19 protein-coding genes and 2 pseudogenes are annotated in these 19,697 nt (G+C 58.1%); 4 read left to right on the top strand and 17 right to left on the bottom strand.

Annotated elements, in window-relative coordinates:
• Window positions 1–159 precede the first annotated feature (159 nt).
• From CKW15_RS14075 to CKW15_RS29065, 10 genes and pseudogenes are all read right to left on the bottom strand, one after another.
• Window positions 160–1,440 carry a hypothetical protein gene (locus CKW15_RS14075; RefSeq protein WP_095056094.1) on the bottom strand — a complete coding sequence of 427 codons (1,281 nt, stop codon included), beginning with the start codon at window positions 1,438–1,440 and terminating at the stop codon, window positions 160–162.
• Between the two features lie 46 nt (window positions 1,441–1,486).
• Window positions 1,487–2,227 carry a hypothetical protein gene (locus CKW15_RS14070; protein WP_095056095.1) on the bottom strand — a complete coding sequence of 247 codons (741 nt, stop codon included), beginning with the start codon at window positions 2,225–2,227 and terminating at the stop codon, window positions 1,487–1,489.
• A gap of 32 nt (window positions 2,228–2,259) precedes the next feature.
• Window positions 2,260–2,940 (bottom strand): C39 family peptidase, encoded by a 681-nt coding sequence (locus tag CKW15_RS14065; protein WP_095056096.1) that lies wholly within the window; start codon window positions 2,938–2,940, stop codon window positions 2,260–2,262.
• 60 nt (window positions 2,941–3,000) lie between these two features.
• The gene (locus tag CKW15_RS14060) at window positions 3,001–4,404 is read right to left on the bottom strand and encodes a heme utilization protein (RefSeq protein WP_095056097.1); all 1,404 of its coding nucleotides are present in this window, start codon (window positions 4,402–4,404) and stop codon (window positions 3,001–3,003) included.
• A 56-nt stretch (window positions 4,405–4,460) separates the two neighbouring features.
• Window positions 4,461–5,033 carry an adhesin gene (locus CKW15_RS14055; protein ID WP_095056098.1) on the bottom strand — a complete coding sequence of 191 codons (573 nt, stop codon included), beginning with the start codon at window positions 5,031–5,033 and terminating at the stop codon, window positions 4,461–4,463.
• Window position 5,034: 1 nt separating this feature from the next.
• Window positions 5,035–5,472 (bottom strand): hypothetical protein, encoded by a 438-nt coding sequence (locus tag CKW15_RS14050; RefSeq protein ID WP_095056099.1) that lies wholly within the window; start codon window positions 5,470–5,472, stop codon window positions 5,035–5,037.
• 326 nt (window positions 5,473–5,798) lie between these two features.
• On the bottom strand, window positions 5,799–6,323 hold the full coding sequence (locus CKW15_RS14045; RefSeq protein WP_095056100.1) for an AAA family ATPase: 525 nt from the start codon (window positions 6,321–6,323) through the stop codon (window positions 5,799–5,801).
• Window positions 6,320–6,883, bottom strand: coding sequence for a nicotinamide riboside transporter PnuC (gene pnuC, locus CKW15_RS14040; RefSeq protein ID WP_095056101.1), 564 nt, complete (start codon window positions 6,881–6,883; stop codon window positions 6,320–6,322). The genes CKW15_RS14045 and pnuC overlap by 4 nt, the downstream gene beginning before the upstream one ends.
• A 200-nt stretch (window positions 6,884–7,083) precedes the next feature.
• Entirely contained in the window at window positions 7,084–7,818 is a 735-nt protein-coding gene (locus CKW15_RS29070) for a methyl-accepting chemotaxis protein (RefSeq protein WP_371856296.1), read from the bottom strand.
• A 123-nt stretch (window positions 7,819–7,941) separates the two neighbouring features.
• Window positions 7,942–8,628, bottom strand: a pseudogene (locus CKW15_RS29065) (cache domain-containing protein); the annotation flags it as partial.
• A gap of 371 nt (window positions 8,629–8,999) precedes the next feature.
• Between CKW15_RS29065 and CKW15_RS14030 the strand changes: the two are divergent.
• Complete coding sequence (locus tag CKW15_RS14030) at window positions 9,000–9,830, top strand: undecaprenyl-diphosphate phosphatase (protein ID WP_095056103.1); 831 nt, start codon at window positions 9,000–9,002, stop codon at window positions 9,828–9,830.
• A complete protein-coding gene (locus tag CKW15_RS14025) occupies window positions 9,827–10,255 on the top strand; it encodes a DUF1294 domain-containing protein (RefSeq protein ID WP_095056104.1) in 429 nt (142 codons plus the stop codon). Before CKW15_RS14030 ends, CKW15_RS14025 begins: the two co-directional genes overlap by 4 nt.
• Window positions 10,256–10,266: 11 nt before the next feature.
• Here CKW15_RS14025 and CKW15_RS14020 read toward each other — a convergent pair whose 3' ends face one another.
• Together CKW15_RS14020 and CKW15_RS14015 are read right to left on the bottom strand one after the other, a co-directional pair.
• Window positions 10,267–10,626: an MmcQ/YjbR family DNA-binding protein gene (locus CKW15_RS14020; RefSeq protein WP_095056105.1), complete on the bottom strand. Its 360-nt coding sequence runs from the start codon at window positions 10,624–10,626 to the stop codon at window positions 10,267–10,269.
• Entirely contained in the window at window positions 10,623–11,531 is a 909-nt protein-coding gene (locus CKW15_RS14015) for a LysR substrate-binding domain-containing protein (protein WP_095056106.1), read from the bottom strand. Before CKW15_RS14015 ends, CKW15_RS14020 begins: the two co-directional genes overlap by 4 nt.
• A gap of 129 nt (window positions 11,532–11,660) precedes the next feature.
• Between CKW15_RS14015 and CKW15_RS14010 the strand changes: the two genes are divergently transcribed.
• On the top strand, window positions 11,661–12,272 hold the full coding sequence (locus tag CKW15_RS14010) for an FMN-dependent NADH-azoreductase (protein ID WP_095056107.1): 612 nt from the start codon (window positions 11,661–11,663) through the stop codon (window positions 12,270–12,272).
• A 168-nt stretch (window positions 12,273–12,440) separates the two neighbouring features.
• The gene (locus tag CKW15_RS14005) at window positions 12,441–13,478 is read left to right on the top strand and encodes a dienelactone hydrolase (RefSeq protein ID WP_095152254.1); all 1,038 of its coding nucleotides are present in this window, start codon (window positions 12,441–12,443) and stop codon (window positions 13,476–13,478) included.
• 122 nt (window positions 13,479–13,600) lie between these two features.
• Here CKW15_RS14005 and CKW15_RS14000 read toward each other — a convergent pair whose 3' ends face one another.
• From CKW15_RS14000 to phaC, 5 genes and pseudogenes are all read right to left on the bottom strand, one after another.
• Window positions 13,601–14,788 carry an MFS transporter gene (locus CKW15_RS14000; protein ID WP_095152248.1) on the bottom strand — a complete coding sequence of 396 codons (1,188 nt, stop codon included), beginning with the start codon at window positions 14,786–14,788 and terminating at the stop codon, window positions 13,601–13,603.
• 166 nt (window positions 14,789–14,954) lie between these two features.
• Window positions 14,955–16,541, bottom strand: coding sequence for an ABC-F family ATPase (locus CKW15_RS13995; RefSeq protein ID WP_008053703.1), 1,587 nt, complete (start codon window positions 16,539–16,541; stop codon window positions 14,955–14,957).
• Window positions 16,542–16,553: 12 nt separating this feature from the next.
• Window positions 16,554–16,832: pseudogene (locus tag CKW15_RS13990) on the bottom strand (site-specific integrase); the annotation flags it as partial.
• Window positions 16,833–16,984: 152 nt separating this feature from the next.
• The gene (locus tag CKW15_RS13985; RefSeq protein ID WP_095056109.1) at window positions 16,985–17,224 is read right to left on the bottom strand and encodes a hypothetical protein; all 240 of its coding nucleotides are present in this window, start codon (window positions 17,222–17,224) and stop codon (window positions 16,985–16,987) included.
• 312 nt (window positions 17,225–17,536) lie between these two features.
• Window positions 17,537–19,213: a class II poly(R)-hydroxyalkanoic acid synthase gene (phaC, locus tag CKW15_RS13980; RefSeq protein ID WP_095152247.1), complete on the bottom strand. Its 1,677-nt coding sequence runs from the start codon at window positions 19,211–19,213 to the stop codon at window positions 17,537–17,539.
• Window positions 19,214–19,697 lie beyond the last annotated feature (484 nt).

Here is a 19,697-nt window from a genome sequence, read left to right as displayed (position 1 = left end):
AGGGCGGGTGTAGGAGGGATGTTTCTGGATCACCGTCCGAGGCCTTCGAGGCCAAGGACGGTGAAGATATCAAAGACCCGGTTTCCGGTGGACCGTAAGGCTGCTCCGCTTAAGTGAACAGCATTACGCCAAACAGGCGGGTTTTTTGTGGGTGCCGGATCAGAAGTAGTACGGGAATTTCAGGCTGAAGGAGAAGTCTGGCGAGTCGTCGGTCAGGCCGATGGCCAGGTTGGGAACGATCGTCAGGTTATCGGTGGCTGCCAGGGTCATGCCGATGTTGAAGTTGGCCGAGTTGTAATCGCTGTTGGAAATCGATTGCCATTCACCACCATCCGGCTTGATCTTGCTCTTGCGGGCGAACTGATCGGTGAACGAGAACGACATACTCATCTTCTCGTTCAAGGCGAATGCAATACCGGCGCCCACCTGCCAGGAATCACCCAGTTTCACGTCGCCAGGCACCTTGGAGTTGACCTGAGGGCTGATGTCGCTGAACGAGTCTTCCATGTTGTAGGTGTAGGCCAGGCTGCCGAACAGCACCGCCGGGTCGAAGGTCTTGACCAGCGAGATACCCGGGGTGATAGCCCAGACACCATTGCCGGTAGGCAGGTCTTCGGGCACCGCAAGGTTATCGTTTGTCGGGTCACTGACCAGTTTGATGCCGTAAGGGTCGTCACCGGTCGGCGCCTTGATGCGCAGGGTAAAGACCGAGTCGGGCCAATTGGCCGATTCGTCCAGAAACTTGTAGGCAAGGCCAACGTTTACATCGCCGATGGTCGGGTCGCGGGTTACGGATGCGTCCGACGACACCGGGCCTGCGCCACCGGCACCGCCGGAGGAGTACGTTGATTCGCGATACACCACGGGGACGTTGATGTCGAACTGCCAACGTTGAGCCACGTTGTAGCGGGCGGTCAGGTCAAGCGTCCAGTTGTCGGCCTTGATGCGGTCAAGGTTGATGTTGCCGAGAAAAATCGAGTCCAGTGCCAGGAAGCCGTTGAGTGTCAGCGCCCGGGTATCGTAATGCGTGTAGGTCAGACCCGTTTCGACGCTGAACTTGCCGCCACCGAAGAAGCCGCTGGCTTCGTCATACAGGTTGGAAACACTTTGCGCAGGCTGCGAATCATCCTTGAGCGATTGGCCGTATGAACTGCCTGTGGTTCCTGGCGCACCGGCGGCTACAGACTGACCTCCCTGGGTCGTTTCGGCAGGGGATTTGGTCAAGCGTTTGGGAACGGGTGTTGCCGGTGTTTCTTCGACTTGGCGAACGCGTTGCTCGAGTACCATCAACGCGTTCTGTTGTGCTTCGTAACGCTGTTTCAACTCCATGAGTTCTTGTTTTAGTGCTTCGACCTGGGGGTCCGATGCTGCGTATAACAATGTTGCCGGAGCCAGGCTACTCAAACAAACGATAGCCCTGAACGTAAAAGACCGGTGCATGGGTAAGCCGTCCCTTCTGACTACATCTGGTGAGACTGAGCGTAGATCAGAATCCGAGAGTGCGAAGACCTTTAAGCTGATCCAGATTACCGTTCACCGAACCGGCTGACGGTACGTTGTCACGCAGCACGACATTAAGGGATGTGAGGTTGCGGACCTGGTTGCCCCCGCCGAGCAACGTGGTGTTCTGCATCAGCCCTCCCTGGGCCAGCCGCTGTACGGAACTGCCCTGGTTGTTGTTGGCCACGATGTTGAACTGCACGCCAGAACCGGTCGAGGACACGCTCAACGAACCTGCGCCATTGCCGCGGACCATCGTTGTGCCTGCGGCCAATACTTCGCCCTGCTGTTGCACGGCGGGTGCCTGGCTACCCTTGGTGACGTTGATATCGACGTCATTGTAGGCGGTGTTACGGTCGCCGGCGGCCCGCACCACTTGAGTGACGCCTTCGATGCTGTTGAGGCCGCTGCCGCCAGTGACGGTACCGGTGCCTGGCGAACCCGTTGAGCCATTACCTTTTTTGTCGATCACCGACACATAGAATTGTGGCGTGATGGTTGATTGTTGAATCTGCATCGTGGACGTTGCCCCGATCACTTCACCGTTGGCATTTTGCCAGGTGCTGGACATCGCGATGCCGAAGCTGATGATTCGACCCGGCATCACATAACGGCCTCGCAAGACCGACAGTTCCTGATCGTTCAGTTCAATGGGCTTGAGCGTCTCTGCCTGGATCGGCAGGCTGGCGGCCAGGCAGATGACGGCAAGCCAGATTGGAGTCTTCATTGAATGCTCCCGGAGCGTCGTGCTCCTTTTTATTAGAAGAAGTCACTTTGGATGAATCCGAAATCCATCAGTTCTGCGTCCTGCACCGGGCCGAAGGTATTGGCGCGGTTCCTGGCGGTCAGCGGCACGGGTGGGTCGAGCAACGCATTGGTCTTGTCGTAGCCCTGACCGATGACGGCAAAGATGATGCCGTTCCAGCCTTTGACAAACTCGTCGACTTTGTAACGTTTATGACCGAGCACCGGATCGCCGATGTATACCCAGCCGTCATGGACTCTCTGCATGACCACAAAATGTTTGTAGCCGCGGACATCCATGAGCACCACAACCGGAATTTTGATCTCGCTCAATGTTGTGTGCGCCACCCGGTAGCCCCGGGCCCGCATGCCAATACTTTCCACGTAGCGTTTCATGTCGAGCATCGAGAAGCCCTGCACGCGGACTAGATCCTGATCGGAGTGCGCGAGCATGCCTTCGATGATCTGTTCTTCATTCACGTCCAGCCAATAGGCCTGGCGCAGAATGGTCGCCAGCGCAGCAGCGCCGCAACTGAAGTCGGTTTTTTGTTGCACAAGGTCCGAAAATTTACGCTCACGTACGCTCTGGATCGGCTTGAACACCACCGCACCACCCGGCAGGACGGAAAGCGGCATCTGTGCAGCCTCGATCACACTGGCCACGCAAAGCAAAAATGCCAAGGCGATAATGCGCATGGTGGGTCCCTTCCCGTTGTGTTGAAAGGCCCCCAAAGAGGGGGCCTCCAGAGTCAACAACTAGAACGAGTTGTTGGAGATGGCCAGCGAGTTGCTTTGTTGGTTGCCCACACCAGCAGCTACGTTGACGCCCAGGTTGCCACTGCCGCCATTCACCGAACCACTCAGGGTTGCAGTGTTGGTCACAGGGTTGGCCCAGCCAGTTGGAGTCAGCACTTGGAGGGAGTAGGTATTACTCAAGTCAAATGAAGTGCTCTCAGTGTAGCTTTTCGCTTTTTCGTACTCAGACTCGGACGATTTGCTGCCTGATTTTTCGTACGACTTGCTGCCCGATTTTTCGAACGACGAGTCATAGGCTTTTGCCCAGGAGGACTCTTTCGATTTCTCGTGCGATGTTTCGACTTCTACGTCCACGTCTACATCAAGCGAAGCGTTCAGCGATGCACCGTTGGTTTTGGATTTGCTGTGTTCATGATGGCCATGAGACCAGCTAGAGCTCTTGGTTGCTTCCACCTCAGCTTCCAGGGAAGCTTCCAGGGAGGCTTTCAAAGAAGCACTCGAGGAGGCGGAGGATTCAGAGCTCTTCGAGCCGCTTGCCTCAAAGCCCTTGGAACCGCTCACGTCAAAGCTCGAGTCACTGGCGACCTCAAAGCTGGAAGACGCGCTTTTTGAACCGCTCAGATTGGAGGACTTATCGTAGTTGGAACTGCCACTGACCGATTTGGTAAATGACAGCGTATCAATGCGGTATGTCCGATCAGCGTTGTTGTTCACGATCAAGCCAGGACCGTTCTGGTCGGCAGAAGCAGTGGCGGTTGCGTTACCGAGTGGAGCATGGGTGTTGGCAATGGCCATGGTGTTTTTCTGCTGGTTAAGGTCACCGCCAGCAATGTTGATGCCCATGTTGCCGCTGCCGCCACTCCCCGAGGCGCTCATTACGGCAGAGTTAGTGCTGCCATAGTTGTTGACCTTGTTATTGTTGCTGTATTGCGTGACTTGAGCGGTAGCCGTGGCAGTGCCGAATACGAAGCTGTTATCCAGGCTGGATTCGGACGCTGCGTTCGCAATGGCGGCGGCGTTGTCCTGCTGGTTGCCAGCGCCTGCTGCTATGTTGACGCCAACGTTGCCGCTGGTGCCAGAGGCGGAGCTGCTCATCTTGGCGTCGTTGCGGGTTCCTTCGTTAAGGATGCGGTTGCCGGTACTGCGTTGTTTATCGTACGCATTTGCAGTCGCGCTGATAGAGATCACTGTAGGGTCAGGTGGGTTGTTGCCATTGCCGTGACCGTTACCGTGCCCGTTGCCGTGCCCATTGCCATGGCCGTTACCGTGGCCATTGCCGTGGTTACTGTGGCCATTACCATGGCCGTTGTCGTCTTCGTTGTTGGTTTGCCCAGCGTGTACAGCAACAGCCATGACCGCAGCAATTGCGAAAACCAGAGGCTTGATTGCCATCGAAGGTTTCATGGTGATTCTCCGTACTTATTTTTTAGGTTAAGTGTTGTAACTACCTTTTTTTTGGGTCAATCCACGACCCGTACGCTTAGGGTGTTGGCCGTTCGGTTTCCCACCCCGGCGCTCTGATTCAACTGAATTACCCCGCGGCTACCTGTGAAAGCCTGGTCACTTGTGGTGACCTGGCGATAGCCTGGTGCAGAAGCAGTTGGATCGGAGTTGTTGAGCAGCGCCACGTTCTGTTGCATGAGGACGCTGTCATCGATACTTTGCGGCTGGCTGCCGATGCTGATTCGCAGTGCATTGGCTTGCTGGTTGCTGGCGCCCGCGCTCTGGTTCACGCCCAGTACGCCGTTGCCGTGACTGAAGGAATCGCCCTTGATACTGGATTGGGCATCGATCGCGGGGTCGACATGGCTGCGCAGGCGTTGGCGAATCTGGGTGGTCGCGCTGGCTCCATGGCCAATGGCGATGGCCCGGGCATTGGCCTGTTGCTGCTGATCGCCCGCTGCCTGGTTGACTGTGAGGTTGCCTTGGTAACGCATGCCCGAGTCATCAATGTTGGCGTTATTGATGACGGGAGGTTGGGCAAAGGACGAAGCGCTGCAAAACATGGCGAGAATCAGCAACGTACGATTCATCTCAACGGTCTCCCGTCAGGATTTTCAGAGCGCCCAGGCCTTGCTGGACGTTTGAATTGACCATGTTGGCAATGCCGCTGCCGGAATTTCCCGAACGTCCGGAGGGCATGTTGGCGAGCTGGGTCTGGTTGGTGATATTGCCGCCCAGATTGTTGGTGCCTTGGGTGACCAGTTGAGTGATGCCTGAACCGCTGGCAACGCTGGCAAAATCCCCGTCACTCAACTCGTTCGTTTGAGCAAGAATCTGTTTCGACGGGTTGGCATTGACGGTGGTGGGGCTTGGGTCGGGCACGAGCGGTGGAATCACCGCGTTACGCGTCTGGACGTCACGCTTGATTGTGATGATGCCATTGTCAGCCTGTACGGGCAGGCAGACCGTTAAGCTCATTGCGCATCCGATCAGCAAGAAGCTAAAGATGCTGCTATCGAGTTTCCCCACGGCGGCAATTCCTTCTGTAAGTGGAACGCTGGCCCTATTCAGCGTTGCAAGTGCAGAGAGCAGAAGGTGTGCCGCTTTTTGTTTTTCTTTTAAGAACAGTGGGTTGGCTTGGAGTGGTGAAGTGGTTAAAAAGATTTTGTAACGCCACTGAGACAGCGCTACGCAAAAAACGCCCGCCCATGTTGGCGGCATTGCTTGCTAAGGGGGGTGAGGGCAGGCTGTATCAGAGGATTTACACTATCTTGCAAGAGTGCTCGGGACGCTCTGTCTCGCGGCTTTCGACAGAGGTTGGTGTATCAGGAATGGACATTTTCTTCAGGGCGCTGTCAGGCCTTGAGCAAGCGTGCCACCGCCTCGAATGCCGCGTCCTTGCGCTGTTTCCAGTCACCTTGCAGTACCTGGCAAGGCTGGCAATGCAGTTCAAGCCATTGGTGACTGGCCTGGAAAAATGCCTGACGTTCTGCCAGTTGCGGTTGGCAACGTTGCCCGTCGTCATGCCACGCGACGGTTTCAGGGCTCAACAGCAAATGCAGATCGTAGTGCCGTGCCAGCAGTGCTTGCTCGATCCACGGCGGGCAATCGCCGAACAATGTGCGACTCCAGAGAATATTACTCAGGAGATGCGTATCGAGAATCAGCAGCGGTGGCTGCTTGGCGCGTGCTTGATCTTCCCAAGTCAGCTGGCCTTGTGCTATCGGCGAGATGTCTTCATAGCACGTTAGTCGGGATTCACGTTCGATGAAGTGCCGAACGTACTCGCCGACCAATATGCCGCCGAAATTGGCGTGAATCTCACTCGAAAGCCAGCTTTTACCGCTGGATTCCGGGCCTGCCAGCACCAAAACCTTCATGGGCACAGCAGCGGGTCGCTGCGCCATGTGCGCCAGCCTTGAATGGCCAGCAGGGTGAACAGGCCATACAGGGCCGCCGTCAGGTACATCCCCTTGTACAAGAACAGGCCGACAAAAATAACGTCCAGGACAATCCAGAGCGGCCAGCACTGCACGCGTTTTTGCGCCATCCACCATTGCGCCACCAGGCTGAACGCCGTGAGGGCCGCATCGAGCCAGGGCTGGGCGGCGTCGGTCCAGTGCGCCATGGCGGCGCCCAGCAACAAACTGCCGATCGTGCCGAGAGCGAGGCCCGACGCCACGGCTTGCCCGCCCAGCCGGCTGACCTCGCGACCTTGATGCGACTGGCCTGCGCGCGTCCACTGCCACCAGCCGTAAAGCTGCAAAGCGGCGTAGACAACTTGCAGCAGCATGTCGGAATACAGCTTCACCTCAAAAAAAATCCAGCTGTAGATCAGCACCATGACCAGGCCAATCGGCCAGCACCAAGGGTTCTGTTTGACCGTCAACCAGACGGCAATGACGCCGAGGGTGGCGGCAAACAGTTCAAGCCCTGACATGAAGGTTCCTTGGGGAAATCGAAGAGGGGGCGGATTGTAACCGGATTGGCGTGGGGATGGCTGTGGTGCGAATAAGCCGTTCCATCCTGTAGGAGCGAGCTCGCTCGCGATGGTCTTGAGAGCGCCGCGTTTAAACAGCAAACACGCGTTATCGTTGACGACCATCGCGAGCAGGCTCGCTCCTACACAACAGCGAGGGGTTACACGCGGAACTGCTTGAGCAACCCGTTCAACTGTTCGCTCAACGCCTTGAGGCGAACGCTCGACGCACTCGACTGCTCGGCCGCCAATGCCGTGCTATGGGACAACCCGGCCGCCTGAGTCACGTTCTGGTTGATGTCCTCGACCACATGGGCCTGTTGCAGCGTCGCACTGGCGATGGATGCGTTCAGGCCATTGAGGTTGCGCAGCGCCTGGCCGATGGCATGCAGGCTTGCACCGGCCAGGCCAGCCTGTTCGATGGTCAACTGCGAGGCCCGGCTGCTGTCGCCGATCACCTTGACCGCGGCTTCAGAGTGGCTTTGCAAACGCTCGATCATCGACTGGATTTCTGCCGTGGATTTCTGCGTGCGCTGGGCCAGCAAGCGAACTTCGTCGGCCACCACGGCGAAACCGCGACCTTGCTCACCGGCCCGTGCGGCTTCAATCGCCGCGTTGAGGGCCAGCAGGTTGGTCTGCTCGGCGATTGAGCGGATGACTTCCAGCACACTGCCGATCTGGGTGCTTTCAGCCGCCAGGGTACGCATCACGTCCACCGCCTGGTCGATGGTGGAGGACAAGGTGTCGATCTGCTTCAGGCTGCCTTCGATATTGACCTGGCCTTGTTGCGCCTGCGCCTCGGCGTCGCGCATTTCGCTGGCGGCGTGCTCGGCATTTTTCGCCACGTCCTGCACCCCGTAGGTGACCTCGTTGATGGCCGTGGCAACCAGTTCCATTTGCTCGGATTGCTGCTGGCTGCGTTGTTGTGCCTGGGCGGCGTCGTTGCCCAACTCAGTGGAGGACTGGCCCAGCGCACCGGCGGATTCCTGAAGCTCGCCGATCACTCGGCGCAGCTTGGCGGTGAAGGCGTTGAAGTGCCGGGCCAGTTGCGTGACTTCGTCCTGGCCATGGGTGTCGAGGCTGCGGGTCAAGTCGCTTTCGCCACTGGCAATGTTGGCCATGGCGTTCACCGCTTCCTGCAATGGGTGGACGATGCTGCGGGCGATCAGGATCACCAGCAACGCCATGAACAGCGCAATGGCCAGACCAATCGACGTGGCTTTCCACACCTGGCCGTAGAATTCGGCCTGCATGTCATCGATGTAAACGCCCGAGCCGATGACCCAGCCCCAAGGCTCGAACAGTTTCACGTAGGAGGTTTTTTCCACCGGGGCATCGGCGCCCGGTTTCGGCCAACGATAGTTGACGATACCGGCGCCACTGGATTTGACCACCGCGACCATTTCGTTGAACACGGCAAACCCATCCGGGTCGCGGATCGCCGAGAGATTCTGCCCATCGAGTTTCGGGTTGGCCGGATGCATGATCATCACGGGCGTCAGGTCGTTGATCCAGAAATAATCGTTTTGGTCGTAACGCAGGCCGCGGACCGCCGTCAGGGCTTGTTTCTGCGCCGCGTCACGACTGAGCGTGCCGGCGGTTTCGAGGCTGTGGTAATAGCTGAGGACACCGCTGGCGGTCTGCACCACGTGTTGGGTTTTCTCTGCCTTGGCGTGATACAGGTCATTGTGGATCTGCTTGAGCATCAACAGGCCCAAGGTCAACAGCATCATTACGGCCACGATCAGGATGAGCCACAAGCGGCGGCTGATCGACATATTGCGCAAGCTGTTCATACCCCATTCACTCCATTTTCTTGTTCTTGTAGTAAACCCGCGCCAGCATCCAATCACACCTTGCCCCATGGACCTATGCGACCTGTGTCGAATAACGCCGCAGCGTTTATCGGGCTTGTCTGATAGGATTTCGGCCCCGCAGGGGAAAACCTGAATCGCACTGGAACTTTACGGTTTTGCGGGAATAGAGACGCGTGGGATTTCAGCCACGCCGATCGCAATCAACGCTTTGAAAAAATACTGACGGGGCATGCCGGTGCGCATTGCCTTTTGGGGGATTGATGGATCTTTGGACTGCCTTTTCGGCGTTGATACTTGGGGTTGTAGAAGGGCTGACCGAGTTTTTGCCCATTTCCAGTACGGGCCACCAGATCATCGTGGCCGACTTGCTCGATTTCGGTGGCGAGCGTGCGATGGCCTTCAACATCATCATCCAGCTGGGTGCGATCCTGGCGGTGGTCTGGGAGTTTCGGCGCAAGATTTTCGACGTGGTCATCGGCTTGCCGACCCAGCCAAGCGCTCGGCGTTTCACCGCGAACCTGCTGATTGCCTTCCTGCCGGCCGTGGTCCTGGGGGTGATATTCGCCGACCTGATCCACGAGTACCTGTTCAACCCGATCACCGTGGCCAGTGCATTGGTCGTGGGCGGGATCATCATGTTGTGGGCCGAGCGCCGTCAGCATGAAGTACACGCCGAAACGGTCGACGACATTACCTGGAAGGACGCCCTGAAAGTCGGCTTCGCCCAGTGCCTGGCGATGATTCCGGGGACTTCGCGTTCGGGCTCGACCATCATTGGCGGCCTGTTGTTCGGTTTGTCGCGCAAGACCGCCACCGAGTTTTCGTTCTTCCTGGCGATGCCGACCATGGTCGGTGCCGCGGTGTACTCGGGTTACAAGTACCGCGGCCTGTTCGTTCCGTCTGACTTTCCAGTGTTTGCGATTGGCTTCGTCACGGCGTTCATCTTCGCGATGATCGCCGTGCGTGGCTTGCTCAAGTTCATTGCCAGTCACAGTTATGCGGCGTTCGCCTGGTATCGCATCGCGTTCGGCCTGTTGATCCTGGCCACCTGGCAGTTCGGCTGGGTCGACTGGACCGCCGCCAAGCCATGAATGACTCCCGCACGCGCAACAATCCCGGGCGTCAGCCTGGTGGGCAGATTCGCAATCCGCGATTGAAATGGCTGGTGTTCGCGATCGTGTGCGCGTTGCCGCTGTGGGGGTCGGTGTCGTTATGGCTGCGTGGGGTTTCTCTGATTCCGCTCGCAGCCTATGGCTTTTTCAGCGTCCTGGCGTTCGCGCTGTACTGGCGTGACAAGCGCAAAGCCCTCGCGAATCAATGGCGCACACCGGAGAACGTTCTGCATGCGCTGGAGTTCGCCGGGGGCTGGCCCGGCGCCTTGCTGGCCCAGCAGGTGTTTCGTCACAAAACGCGCAAGGTCTCGTTTCAACTGGTGTTCTGGATCATTGTGGTGCTGCACCAGGTGTTCTGGATCGACCTGTTGTTCCTTGGTGCACACCTGTTCGCCTTGTCCTGATCGGCAAGGCGCTACAGCAATAGCCCGACTTGCGTACGCTTGGGCAGTTTGCTCACCACCAATTGGTGGGAACGTTGCAGCAAGCCTTGAAGCTCTTCGCGGCCCAGCGGGTAGGGCGGTTCCATGATGATCCATTGGGCGCGCGCCAGATAAGGCGCCGGATGGATTCCCGGGCGGTCGCAATGGCCGAGAAACAGGTCCTTGTCGACCTTGAACGCCAGGGACGATCCCCTTAGGCCCTGCAAGGCGAACATCTTGTTGCCGGCAATCGAAAACACCCGCACGCCACCCCATTTGTAATCCTCCCGCGCCCCGGGCAGGGCCAGGCAGAATGCCGCGACATCCGCTTCGCTCATGCGTCCAGCCTTCATAACAATCGCTCTCCACAGGCATTGAAGGATTCGACCAAATGATCGATCCAGGCGCGTACGGCGGGCATCACGCCGCGTCGATGAGGGTAGACCGCTTGCAACCACCCGCCAGGTAACGACCATTCGGGCAACAATTGCACCAGTGAACCGCTGGCCAGCTCCTGTTCGCAATACATCATCGGCAACATCGTAAAGCCGAGGCCGGAGAGGGTGCTGGCCTTGCGCACGATAAAGTCATCGATACCCAGGCGTGCTTCCATTGCGAGTTCGAAGCTTTTGCCTTTTTGGTCCAGTAAACGAATGTGCACCATGCGATCGGCTTCAAGCGCACCGAGTACCGGGATGCTTTTCAGGTCTTCGGGGTGGTTGATCTCGCGGCCTTGCAGGAACTCGGGACTGGCGACCATCAGCGTCTGCGCCTGACGCAGACGGCGGGTGACCAGCAACGGGTCTTCGTCGCCCAGTTCCCGCACGCGCAAGGCGACGTCGATGCCTTCGTTCACAAGATCGACCCGTCGGTTGAGCAACATGACCTCCAGTTGGACTTGCGGAAACCGTTCCAGAAAGTCGCTGATCACCCCCGGCAATATTTCATGGGCCAGTCCGACGGGGCAGGACACCCGCAATCGTCCACGGGGTTCGCTGGACATACTCGCCACGGCCTCGTCGGCCATTTCCGCTTCCAGCAGCATGGCCTGACAGTGCCGGAGGTAGCGCTCGCCTACGGCCGTCAGCTTCAACTGGCGGGTGGTACGTTGCAGCAAGCGTGCGCCCAGGCGTTCTTCAAGTTCGGCAATACGGCGCGACAGTCGCGACTTGGGGATCCCCAGCAAACGTCCGGCCGCCGCGAAGCCACCGGCTTCCACGACCTTGGCGAAGTAATAGAGGTCGTTTAGGTCTTGCATGAGGGTTACCTGATTGTTCTATACATGGGACGAACTATCGCATTGTTGCCATCTAATCAGCTATTGGTTTGTTCTGTAGGATTGTCTCCATCAGATCGCCTTGTAGCGATCCTCACTTGGAGATCCCACATGAAATTGCTGCATATCGATTCGAGCATCCTTGGTGACAATTCGGCTTCCCGTCAGTTGAGCAGCGAAGTCGTCAAAGCCTGGCAGGGTGCCGAGCCAAGCGCCGTGGTGACTTACCGTGACCTCGCCGCTGACGCCATCAGCCACTTCTCTGCCACGACCCTGGTCGCTGCCGGCACCACCGCTGAACTGCGCAACGCCGCTCAACAGCACGAAGCCGACCTGAGCGCCCAGACCCTGGCCGAATTCCTCGCCGCCGACGCCGTGGTGATTGCAGCGCCGATGTACAACTTCACCATCCCGACGCAATTGAAGGCCTGGATCGACCGCATTGCCGTTGCCGGCCAGACGTTCCGTTACACCGAAGCCGGCCCTGAAGGCCTGTGCGGTGGCAAGAAAGTCGTGATTGTTTCGACCTCCGGTGGTATTCACGCCGGTCAGGCGACCGGTGTTGCCCACGAAGACTATTTGAAAGTGCTGTTCGGCTTCATCGGCATCACCGACATCGAAATCGTTCGCGCCGAAGGCCTGTCTTACGGTGACGACGTTCGCAGCAAGGCGATGAGCGCTGCCCATACGCACATCAGCGAGCAATTGTTCGCAGCGGCGTAAGGCTTCAGTAAAGAAGCAGAGCCGTTCAGGCAAAGCCCAAAAAACTCTGTATTCTGGATGCGCAAGCACCAGATGCGGAGTTTTTTGTTTCTGGGCGTTGCGGATTTTGGCCTGAGTTATGCACTCAAGGGTCAGCGTCTCCGTTCGGGTAACAAGGTGGGGCATCCCATGGTGCGTCTTTGTGCAACATTGCTGATCTGCTTGTTCGGCAGCCTGATAACGGTGCACGCCGCGCCTGCGCCGCATCTGCACTGGAGCGTCGGCTACCATGAAATGAGCTTTCTCGATCCCCTGGACCTGCAGCCGATGCGCGCCATCGCGTTCTATCCTTCCAGCGACCGGGAGCACACCAGCCAACTCGAGGGTTACACGGTCGAAGCCGGGGAGGACACCAAAGTCGCCATCGGCCGCTTTCCGATGCTGATGCTTTCCCACGGCAACACCGGTACGCCGCTGGCCTTGCACGATCTGGCGACATCACTGGCGCGCAAAGGGTTTGTGGTGGTGGCGGTGATCCATCCCGGTGACAACTCCAAAGACCACAGCCGACTCGGTACCTTGAGTAACCTTTACGGCCGGCCGATCCAGATTTCCGAAGCCATTACCGCGACCTTGGGCGACCGCATGCTCGCGCCTTTCGTCCATGCCGATCAGGTGGGCGTCATTGGTTATTCGGCGGGTGGCGAGACGGCATTGATTCTTTCCGGTGCGACCCCGGATCTGGATCGCCTGCGGCGTTATTGCAAAGAACGCCCGGATGATCGCGATGCCTGCAATACCCAAGGCGAGCTGATTGTCGATCGCGATGACTTGCAACCCGTCGCAGATCCACGGGTCCACGCCCTGATGTTGATGGCACCCTTGAGCCTGAAGTTTGGCCGCCACACCCTGGCCGACGTGCGCGTGCCGGTGCTGCTTTACAGTGGCGATGGCGACAAATTGGTGGCGGTGGATAAGAATGCCGCCGCGCTAGCGCGCAAACTGCCTGTAGCGCCAGACTTCAAATTATTGGCCGGGGCAGGGCACTTCGTGTTCATGGCGCCGTGCAATGATGAGCAAATCGTGATCATGCCTGCGCTGTGCACCGATGCCGATGGCGTCGACCGCGAAGACATTCACCGCAACCTGATCTCCGAGGCCGGACGCTTTTTCTCGCGCACGCTGGGTAAAGCGACTCGGGCCGGGATGCAGACTGCGGACCAGTAATTCACACATGCCCCTTGTAGGAGCGAGCTTGCTCGCGATGGGGCCATCACATCCAACATTGGTGTCGACAGATACTCCGCCATCGCGAGCAAGCTCGCTCCTACAGAGGTCAGTACCAAGTCTTACGTCATCGAACGCCGTTTGAGCAGCAGCGTCAGGCCTAATCCCGTCACCGACAACAACGCCGCGCTGAAGAAAATCCACGAATACCCGAAGTTCAGCGCCACCGCGCCCATCAGCGGGCCGGCAATCGCCAATGCCAGATCAAAAAACACCGCATAAGCACTCAACCCCGCGCCGCGACTGGAATTCGGTACCTGCTTGATGGCTTCGACGCCCAGCGCCGGGTACACCAGCGACAGGCCGAAACCGGTCAGGCCGGCACCCAGCAATGCGTACCCGGTCGAAGGGGCTAGCCAAAGCAGCGCCAGGCCAACAGTCTCGATACACATGCAGGCAATGGCCGATGAGAATCCGCCAAAGCGGCTGATGCTGGAAATGAACAGCAGCCGCGCCAGGATGAAACACACCCCGAATACCGTCAGGCAGTAAGCCGCACCGCTCCAGCCACGACTGACGTAATACAAAGTGATAAAGGTCGTCAGGGTGCCGTAGCCGATGGACGCCAGGCTCAGGCTCGCGCCAAACGGTGCAATGCGCCCGAACACGGCCCAGAACGGCAGGCGCTCACCGCGAATCACCGGCACTGATGGTTTGTTGCGGATCAGCAGCAGTGCGGCCAGCGCCAGCAGCGACAGTGCGATCCCTAGGCTGGAAAACCCGAGTTGCCCGACCATCACCACACCCAACGGCGCACCGATGGCAATCGCGCCATAGGAGGCAATGCCGTTCCAGGAAATCGACCGCGCCGTGTGTTCCGCGCCGACCTGGCCCATGCACCAACTGATGGTGCCGACGCCGATCAAACCTTGGGCGATTCCGAGCAGCAGGCGCCCGGCGATGAGGATCAACAGGCTGAACAGTGGAAAGCCTTGCAGCAAGGTCGAGAGCAACGTCAGCGCGCCACTCAACACAATCCCGGACAAACCATAAATGATGGCGCGCTTGGTGCCGACGTTGTCCGACATACGCCCGGCCATGGGGCGGCTCAGCAGGGTGGCGAGGTATTGGGAGCCGATGGTCAACCCCGCGACGATGGCGCTGAACCCGAGCTGGTCATGGACATAACCCGGCAACACCGCAATCGGCAGTCCGATGCAAAGGAAGGCAATAAAGGTATAGAAGACGATAGAGACGATCTGCAGGGTGATCGCCAGGGAGCTTTGCGGAGGCGCTTGCTGCACAGACATGTGAACTCTTTCGCGGGCGGCGTTGGGAGAGTTGCATCTTGGCTTGGCGTTGAATTAAAAGAAAGCAGGCTAACGATCAAAAGATCGCAGCCTCTTAATGCAAAAAGCCCCGTCACGAAGACAGGGCTTTTCACTTGAAGCTTGCAGCTAAACGCTTGTAGCTGCTTTAGAACACCACACCCTGGCTACGCAGGTAGTCATCGTAGGTGCCGCTGAAGTCGGTCACGCCATTCGGGCTCAGCTCGATGATGCGGGTGGCCAGGGACGATACGAACTCACGGTCGTGGCTGACGAAGATCAGCGTGCCCGGGTAGTTTTCCAGCGCAAGGTTCAGCGCTTCGATGGATTCCATGTCCAAGTGGTTGGTCGGTTCGTCCATCACCAGTACGTTCGGCTTTTGCAGGATCAGCTTGCCGAACAGCATGCGACCTTGCTCACCACCAGAGATGACTTTGACCGACTTGAGGATCTCGTCGTTGGAGAACAGCATGCGGCCCAAAGTGCCACGGATGATCTGCTCGCCCTGGGTCCACTGGCCCATCCAGTCGAACAGGCTGACATCGTCTTCGAAGTCATGGGCGTGGTCCTGGGCGTAGTAGCCCAGTTCCGCGCTTTCGGTCCACTTCACGGAACCGGCGTCCGGGGTCAGCTCGCCCATCAGGGTGCGCAGCAGGGTGGTCTTGCCGATACCGTTCGGACCGATGATCGCCAGGCGCTCGCCGGCTTCGACGGTGAAGCTGAAGTTCTTGAACAGGGTCTTGCCGTCGAAGCCCTTGGACATCTGCTCGATGGTCACGGCCTGGCGGTGCAGCTTCTTGGTCTGTTCGAAACGGATGAACGGGCTCACGCGGCTCGATGGCTTGACCTCGGCCAGCTGGATCTTGTCGATCTGCTTGGCACGGGAGGTGGCCTGCTTGGCTTTCGAGGCGTTGGCCGAGAAGCGGCTGACGAACGTCTGCAGTTCGGAGATCTGGGCTTTCTTCTTGGCGTTGTCCGACAGCAACTGCTCGCGGGACTGGGTGGCCGCGGTCATGTACTCGTCATAGTTGCCCGGGAACAGGCGCAACTCACCGTAGTCCAGGTCAGCCATGTGGGTGCACACGCTGTTCAGGAAGTGACGGTCGTGGGAAATGATGATCATGGTGCTGTTACGCGCCTTGAGAATCGTTTCCAGCCAGCGAATGGTGTTGATGTCCAGGTGGTTGGTCGGTTCGTCGAGCAACAGCACTTCCGGATCGGAGAACAGTGCCTGAGCCAGCAACACACGCAGCTTCCAGCCTGGAGCGACTTCGGACATCGGGCCGAAATGCTGTTCCAGGGGGATACCCAGGCCCAGCAGCAGTTCGCCGGCGCGGGATTCGGCGGTGTAGCCGTCCATCTCGGCGAATTCGGTTTCCAGCTCGGCCACGGCCATGCCGTCTTCTTCGCTCATTTCCGGCAGCGAGTAGATGCGGTCGCGCTCGGCCTTGACCTTCCACAACTCTTCGTGACCCATGATCACGGTGTCGATCACGGTAAATTCTTCGTAGGCGAACTGGTCCTGGCGCAATTTACCCAGGCGCACGTTAGGCTCGAGCATGACCTGACCACCGGAAGGCTCGAGGTCATCACCCAGAATCTTCATGAAGGTCGACTTGCCGCAACCGTTGGCACCGATCAAGCCATAACGGTTGCCACCGTTGAATTTGACCGAAACGTTTTCGAAGAGCGGCTTGGCGCCGAACTGCATCGTGATGTTAGCTGTGGAGATCAATTACTTTACCTATCAATGGGTTGCGAGCCGCGCATTTGGCGTTTTGGCCATTCCTGGGGCATTTTGTAGCTGTTCCATCTCGCCCCAGTCGCCGCTAGCGTTCAACCAGCGCGCATAAGTCGAGAGCAGCATCTGGACGCTGTGTCCGAGCTGTTGGGCAATAAAGGCGGGATTCATGCCAGACATTGTGCATATTGTCGCATAAGTATGACGGCAGTTGTACGGCGGCCGATAACGGATCATCAGCTTCTTTAACGCGCAGCCCCATTGCTTGTGCCGGTTTGACGTCTCTATTCAGACATTCGGCGAGTGTTCGAGGGTTTTCATTTTAAGACGCTGGGAGGTCTGTTTTGATTGTGCGAGCCAAGGATCTTGGAAGCGGAGCAATACGGGGGCACCGGCGAGGTGTCGGTCCTTTGTCGTAGGTTGCTGTGAATCGCTGATTAATGGCCGTTGCGCACGTCTTCGATAAACTGCAGCGCGTCAGCCCTGCGCTCAGTAGAACAGCCAGCGCGCTTCACCAGTGATTTAGAGTACTCATAGTCATCATCAACCAAGGTGCGCAGTACACTCACGCACAGCAGGATCTCATCATCGTAGTTGTCCTGGAGCGTTCGATACTGCGCCTCCAGTTCGGCAATATACGCCTGCAACTGCTGGTAGATTTGTTCGTTCTGGCTCATGGCGGGGGCTTTCGTCAAGTCAGCTTGAGTATTTCACTTAGCCTAGTCCAGTGGCCCGCGCCGTGGAGCTTTTTTTTATTGGTTCCGGGTGCGGCACCGAAGCGCGCGATTGGCAGTGTTCACGCTATACATTTCTTTCAGTTCATACGCTTCGTGCAACTGCATGAACTCTCGTTGTGATTGCGCCGCAACGCCCCTCAACCTGGCGTTAGGCGCCGTTTGGATCGAAAACTGCCTTAAGTGAGCGACCGCTCCTGGCCGTTTTTTGCCCGTGGTGAGCGGCAGAAAACGGCCATTACGTTGATTGCAGGTTCAGCGCAGGTGCACGTAGGTGCCCGGCGCAGCCTCCGCAGGGGCATATTTCCTGTTGCCCAGTTTAGCGGGAGCTTTTTTGCGATCGCCTGAGCGAGCCTGCAGCCAGGCCAGCCAGTGAGGCCACCACGAGCCTGCCTGTTTACTGGCCGCTTCCATCCAGTCCTGAGCGTCTGCGGGCAGGTCGCTGCCCGTCATGAAGCGCGCCTTTGGGTTGCCCGGCGGGTTGAGGATGCTCTGGATATGCCCGCTGTTAGACACCACGAACTCGCCCTGACCACCAAACAGATGCATGGAACGGTAGCAGGCGTCCCACGGGGTGATGTGGTCGGTCAGGCCTGCTATGCAGTAGTAGTCACTGGTGACCTGACTCAGGTCTATCGGTGTGCCGCAGACCTCCAGGGCGCCGGCACGGGCGAACGGATTGGTCTGGTACATATCAATGAATTCGCCGTGCAGATTGGCAGGCAGGTTGGTGGTGTCGTTGTTCCAATAGAGGACATCGAATGCCGGTGGCTCGTTGCCGAGCAAGTAGTTGTTGATCCAGTAATTCCAGATCAAGTCATTAGGGCGCATCCAGGCGAAGACCTTGGCCAGTTCGCGGCCCTCCAGCACGCCCGCCTGATAGGAACGGCGCTTGGCGGCTTCCAGGGTTTTCTCGTCGGCGAACAGCCCGACCTGGGTGTCGGGGCGAATGTCCAACATGCTGACGGCCAGGGTAAAGGCATTGATCTTTTTTTCGTCCAGGGCGGCATAGTGACCCAACAGCGAGGACATGGTGCAGCCTCCGGAACACGCGCCGAAGGTGTTCAGGTCGGCGCTGCCGGTAATCGCAAGCACTGCGTCGATCGCTTCCTTCAGGGCTTCTACATAGCTGGAGAAGCCCCACTCGCGTTGTGCCTTGCCCGGATTGCGCCAACTGATAGCGAACGTCTGGATACCGCTGTCGAGGAGAAAACGGATCAGGCTTTTCTCCGGCGTCAGATCGAACAAGTAAAACTTGTTGATCTGTGGCGGCACCACCAGCAATGGACGCGCCTGCACTTGCTCGGTACGAGGTTTGTACTGGATCAACTCCAGCACTTCATTGCGAAACACCACCGCACCGTCGGTGATGCCCAGATTGTGGCCCACTTCGAACGCCGTCTTGTCGACCTGGCTGGGCATGCCGCCGTTTTCGATGAGGTCATGGGTCAGCTGCGAGAAACCATCCAGAATGCTCTTGCCGCCGGTTTCAAAGAAACGCTTGAGCGCTGCCGGGTTGGCCAGGGTGTTGGTCGGCGCCATCGCCTGGGTCAGCAGGCCAATGACGAACTGACCACGTTGAGCGTCCTGTTCGCTGAGGTTGCTCGTGCTGATCCAGTCGTTCATTTCCTGGCACCAGGCCAGATAAGTCTGCATGTAGCGCCGGTAAAGCGGGTTGCGCTGCCAGGTCTGCTCGTCGAAACGTTTGTCTCCCGCCGCAGGTGTGAATTGCGAGCGGTTGAGCAGGACATTTTTCAGCTCAACGCCGAATGCCGCCATATGCTTGGCACTATGCACCGGTTGCTTCAACACTTGTCGCAGGACCATGCGGGCGGTGCCGAGCAGATCACGCCCGCGAGGACCGAACGCTGGGTTCAGGCTCAACGTGTGCAACGCAGCTTGCTGGGAAAGGTCTTTATTTTTCTTGTTCATTTTGACACCCGGTAAGGCACCCAAGGCGGGGCCCGGAAGTTATATGGCTACTGGCAAGCGACCGAGCAACATGCCGGTCGGGCGGGCCGCAGAAAGGCAGGGCTCGCCACTCAGAACTTCAGGAGCATATAGATGGGGCGGCGGCCGACATTTCATTTGGCGACAACGCTTTTTCTATTCATGACAATCCATGACCTTTGATCCGGGAGTGTGCAAGGCGTTGGTGCCAGGAACCCATCTGGCTCTTAGCCGATAAGGCGTCGAGGTCTGCGCGACGCAATGGCTGTACAAGAGGATAGATTTTCAGCGTTTCAGGTTAACTATTGGTTACAAATTGTGGCTAAGATGCCATCTATCAGCCCGGTGCCGGATGACGGCGAGGCTCAACGGCGTACTGCGGGACGCTGTTCGAATTCAGTCACTGCACAAGACCCGACGGCATACCGGCCAAAAAGGGGCGCAGTTTGTTCACCTCTGACGTGTG

The organism is Pseudomonas sp. Irchel s3b5 (genome assembly GCF_900187435.1).
Classification (GTDB): Bacteria; Pseudomonadota; Gammaproteobacteria; order Pseudomonadales; family Pseudomonadaceae; genus Aquipseudomonas.
The sequence above is the reverse complement of the archived record's forward strand: the minus strand, read 5'-3'. Positions and strand labels throughout refer to the sequence as shown.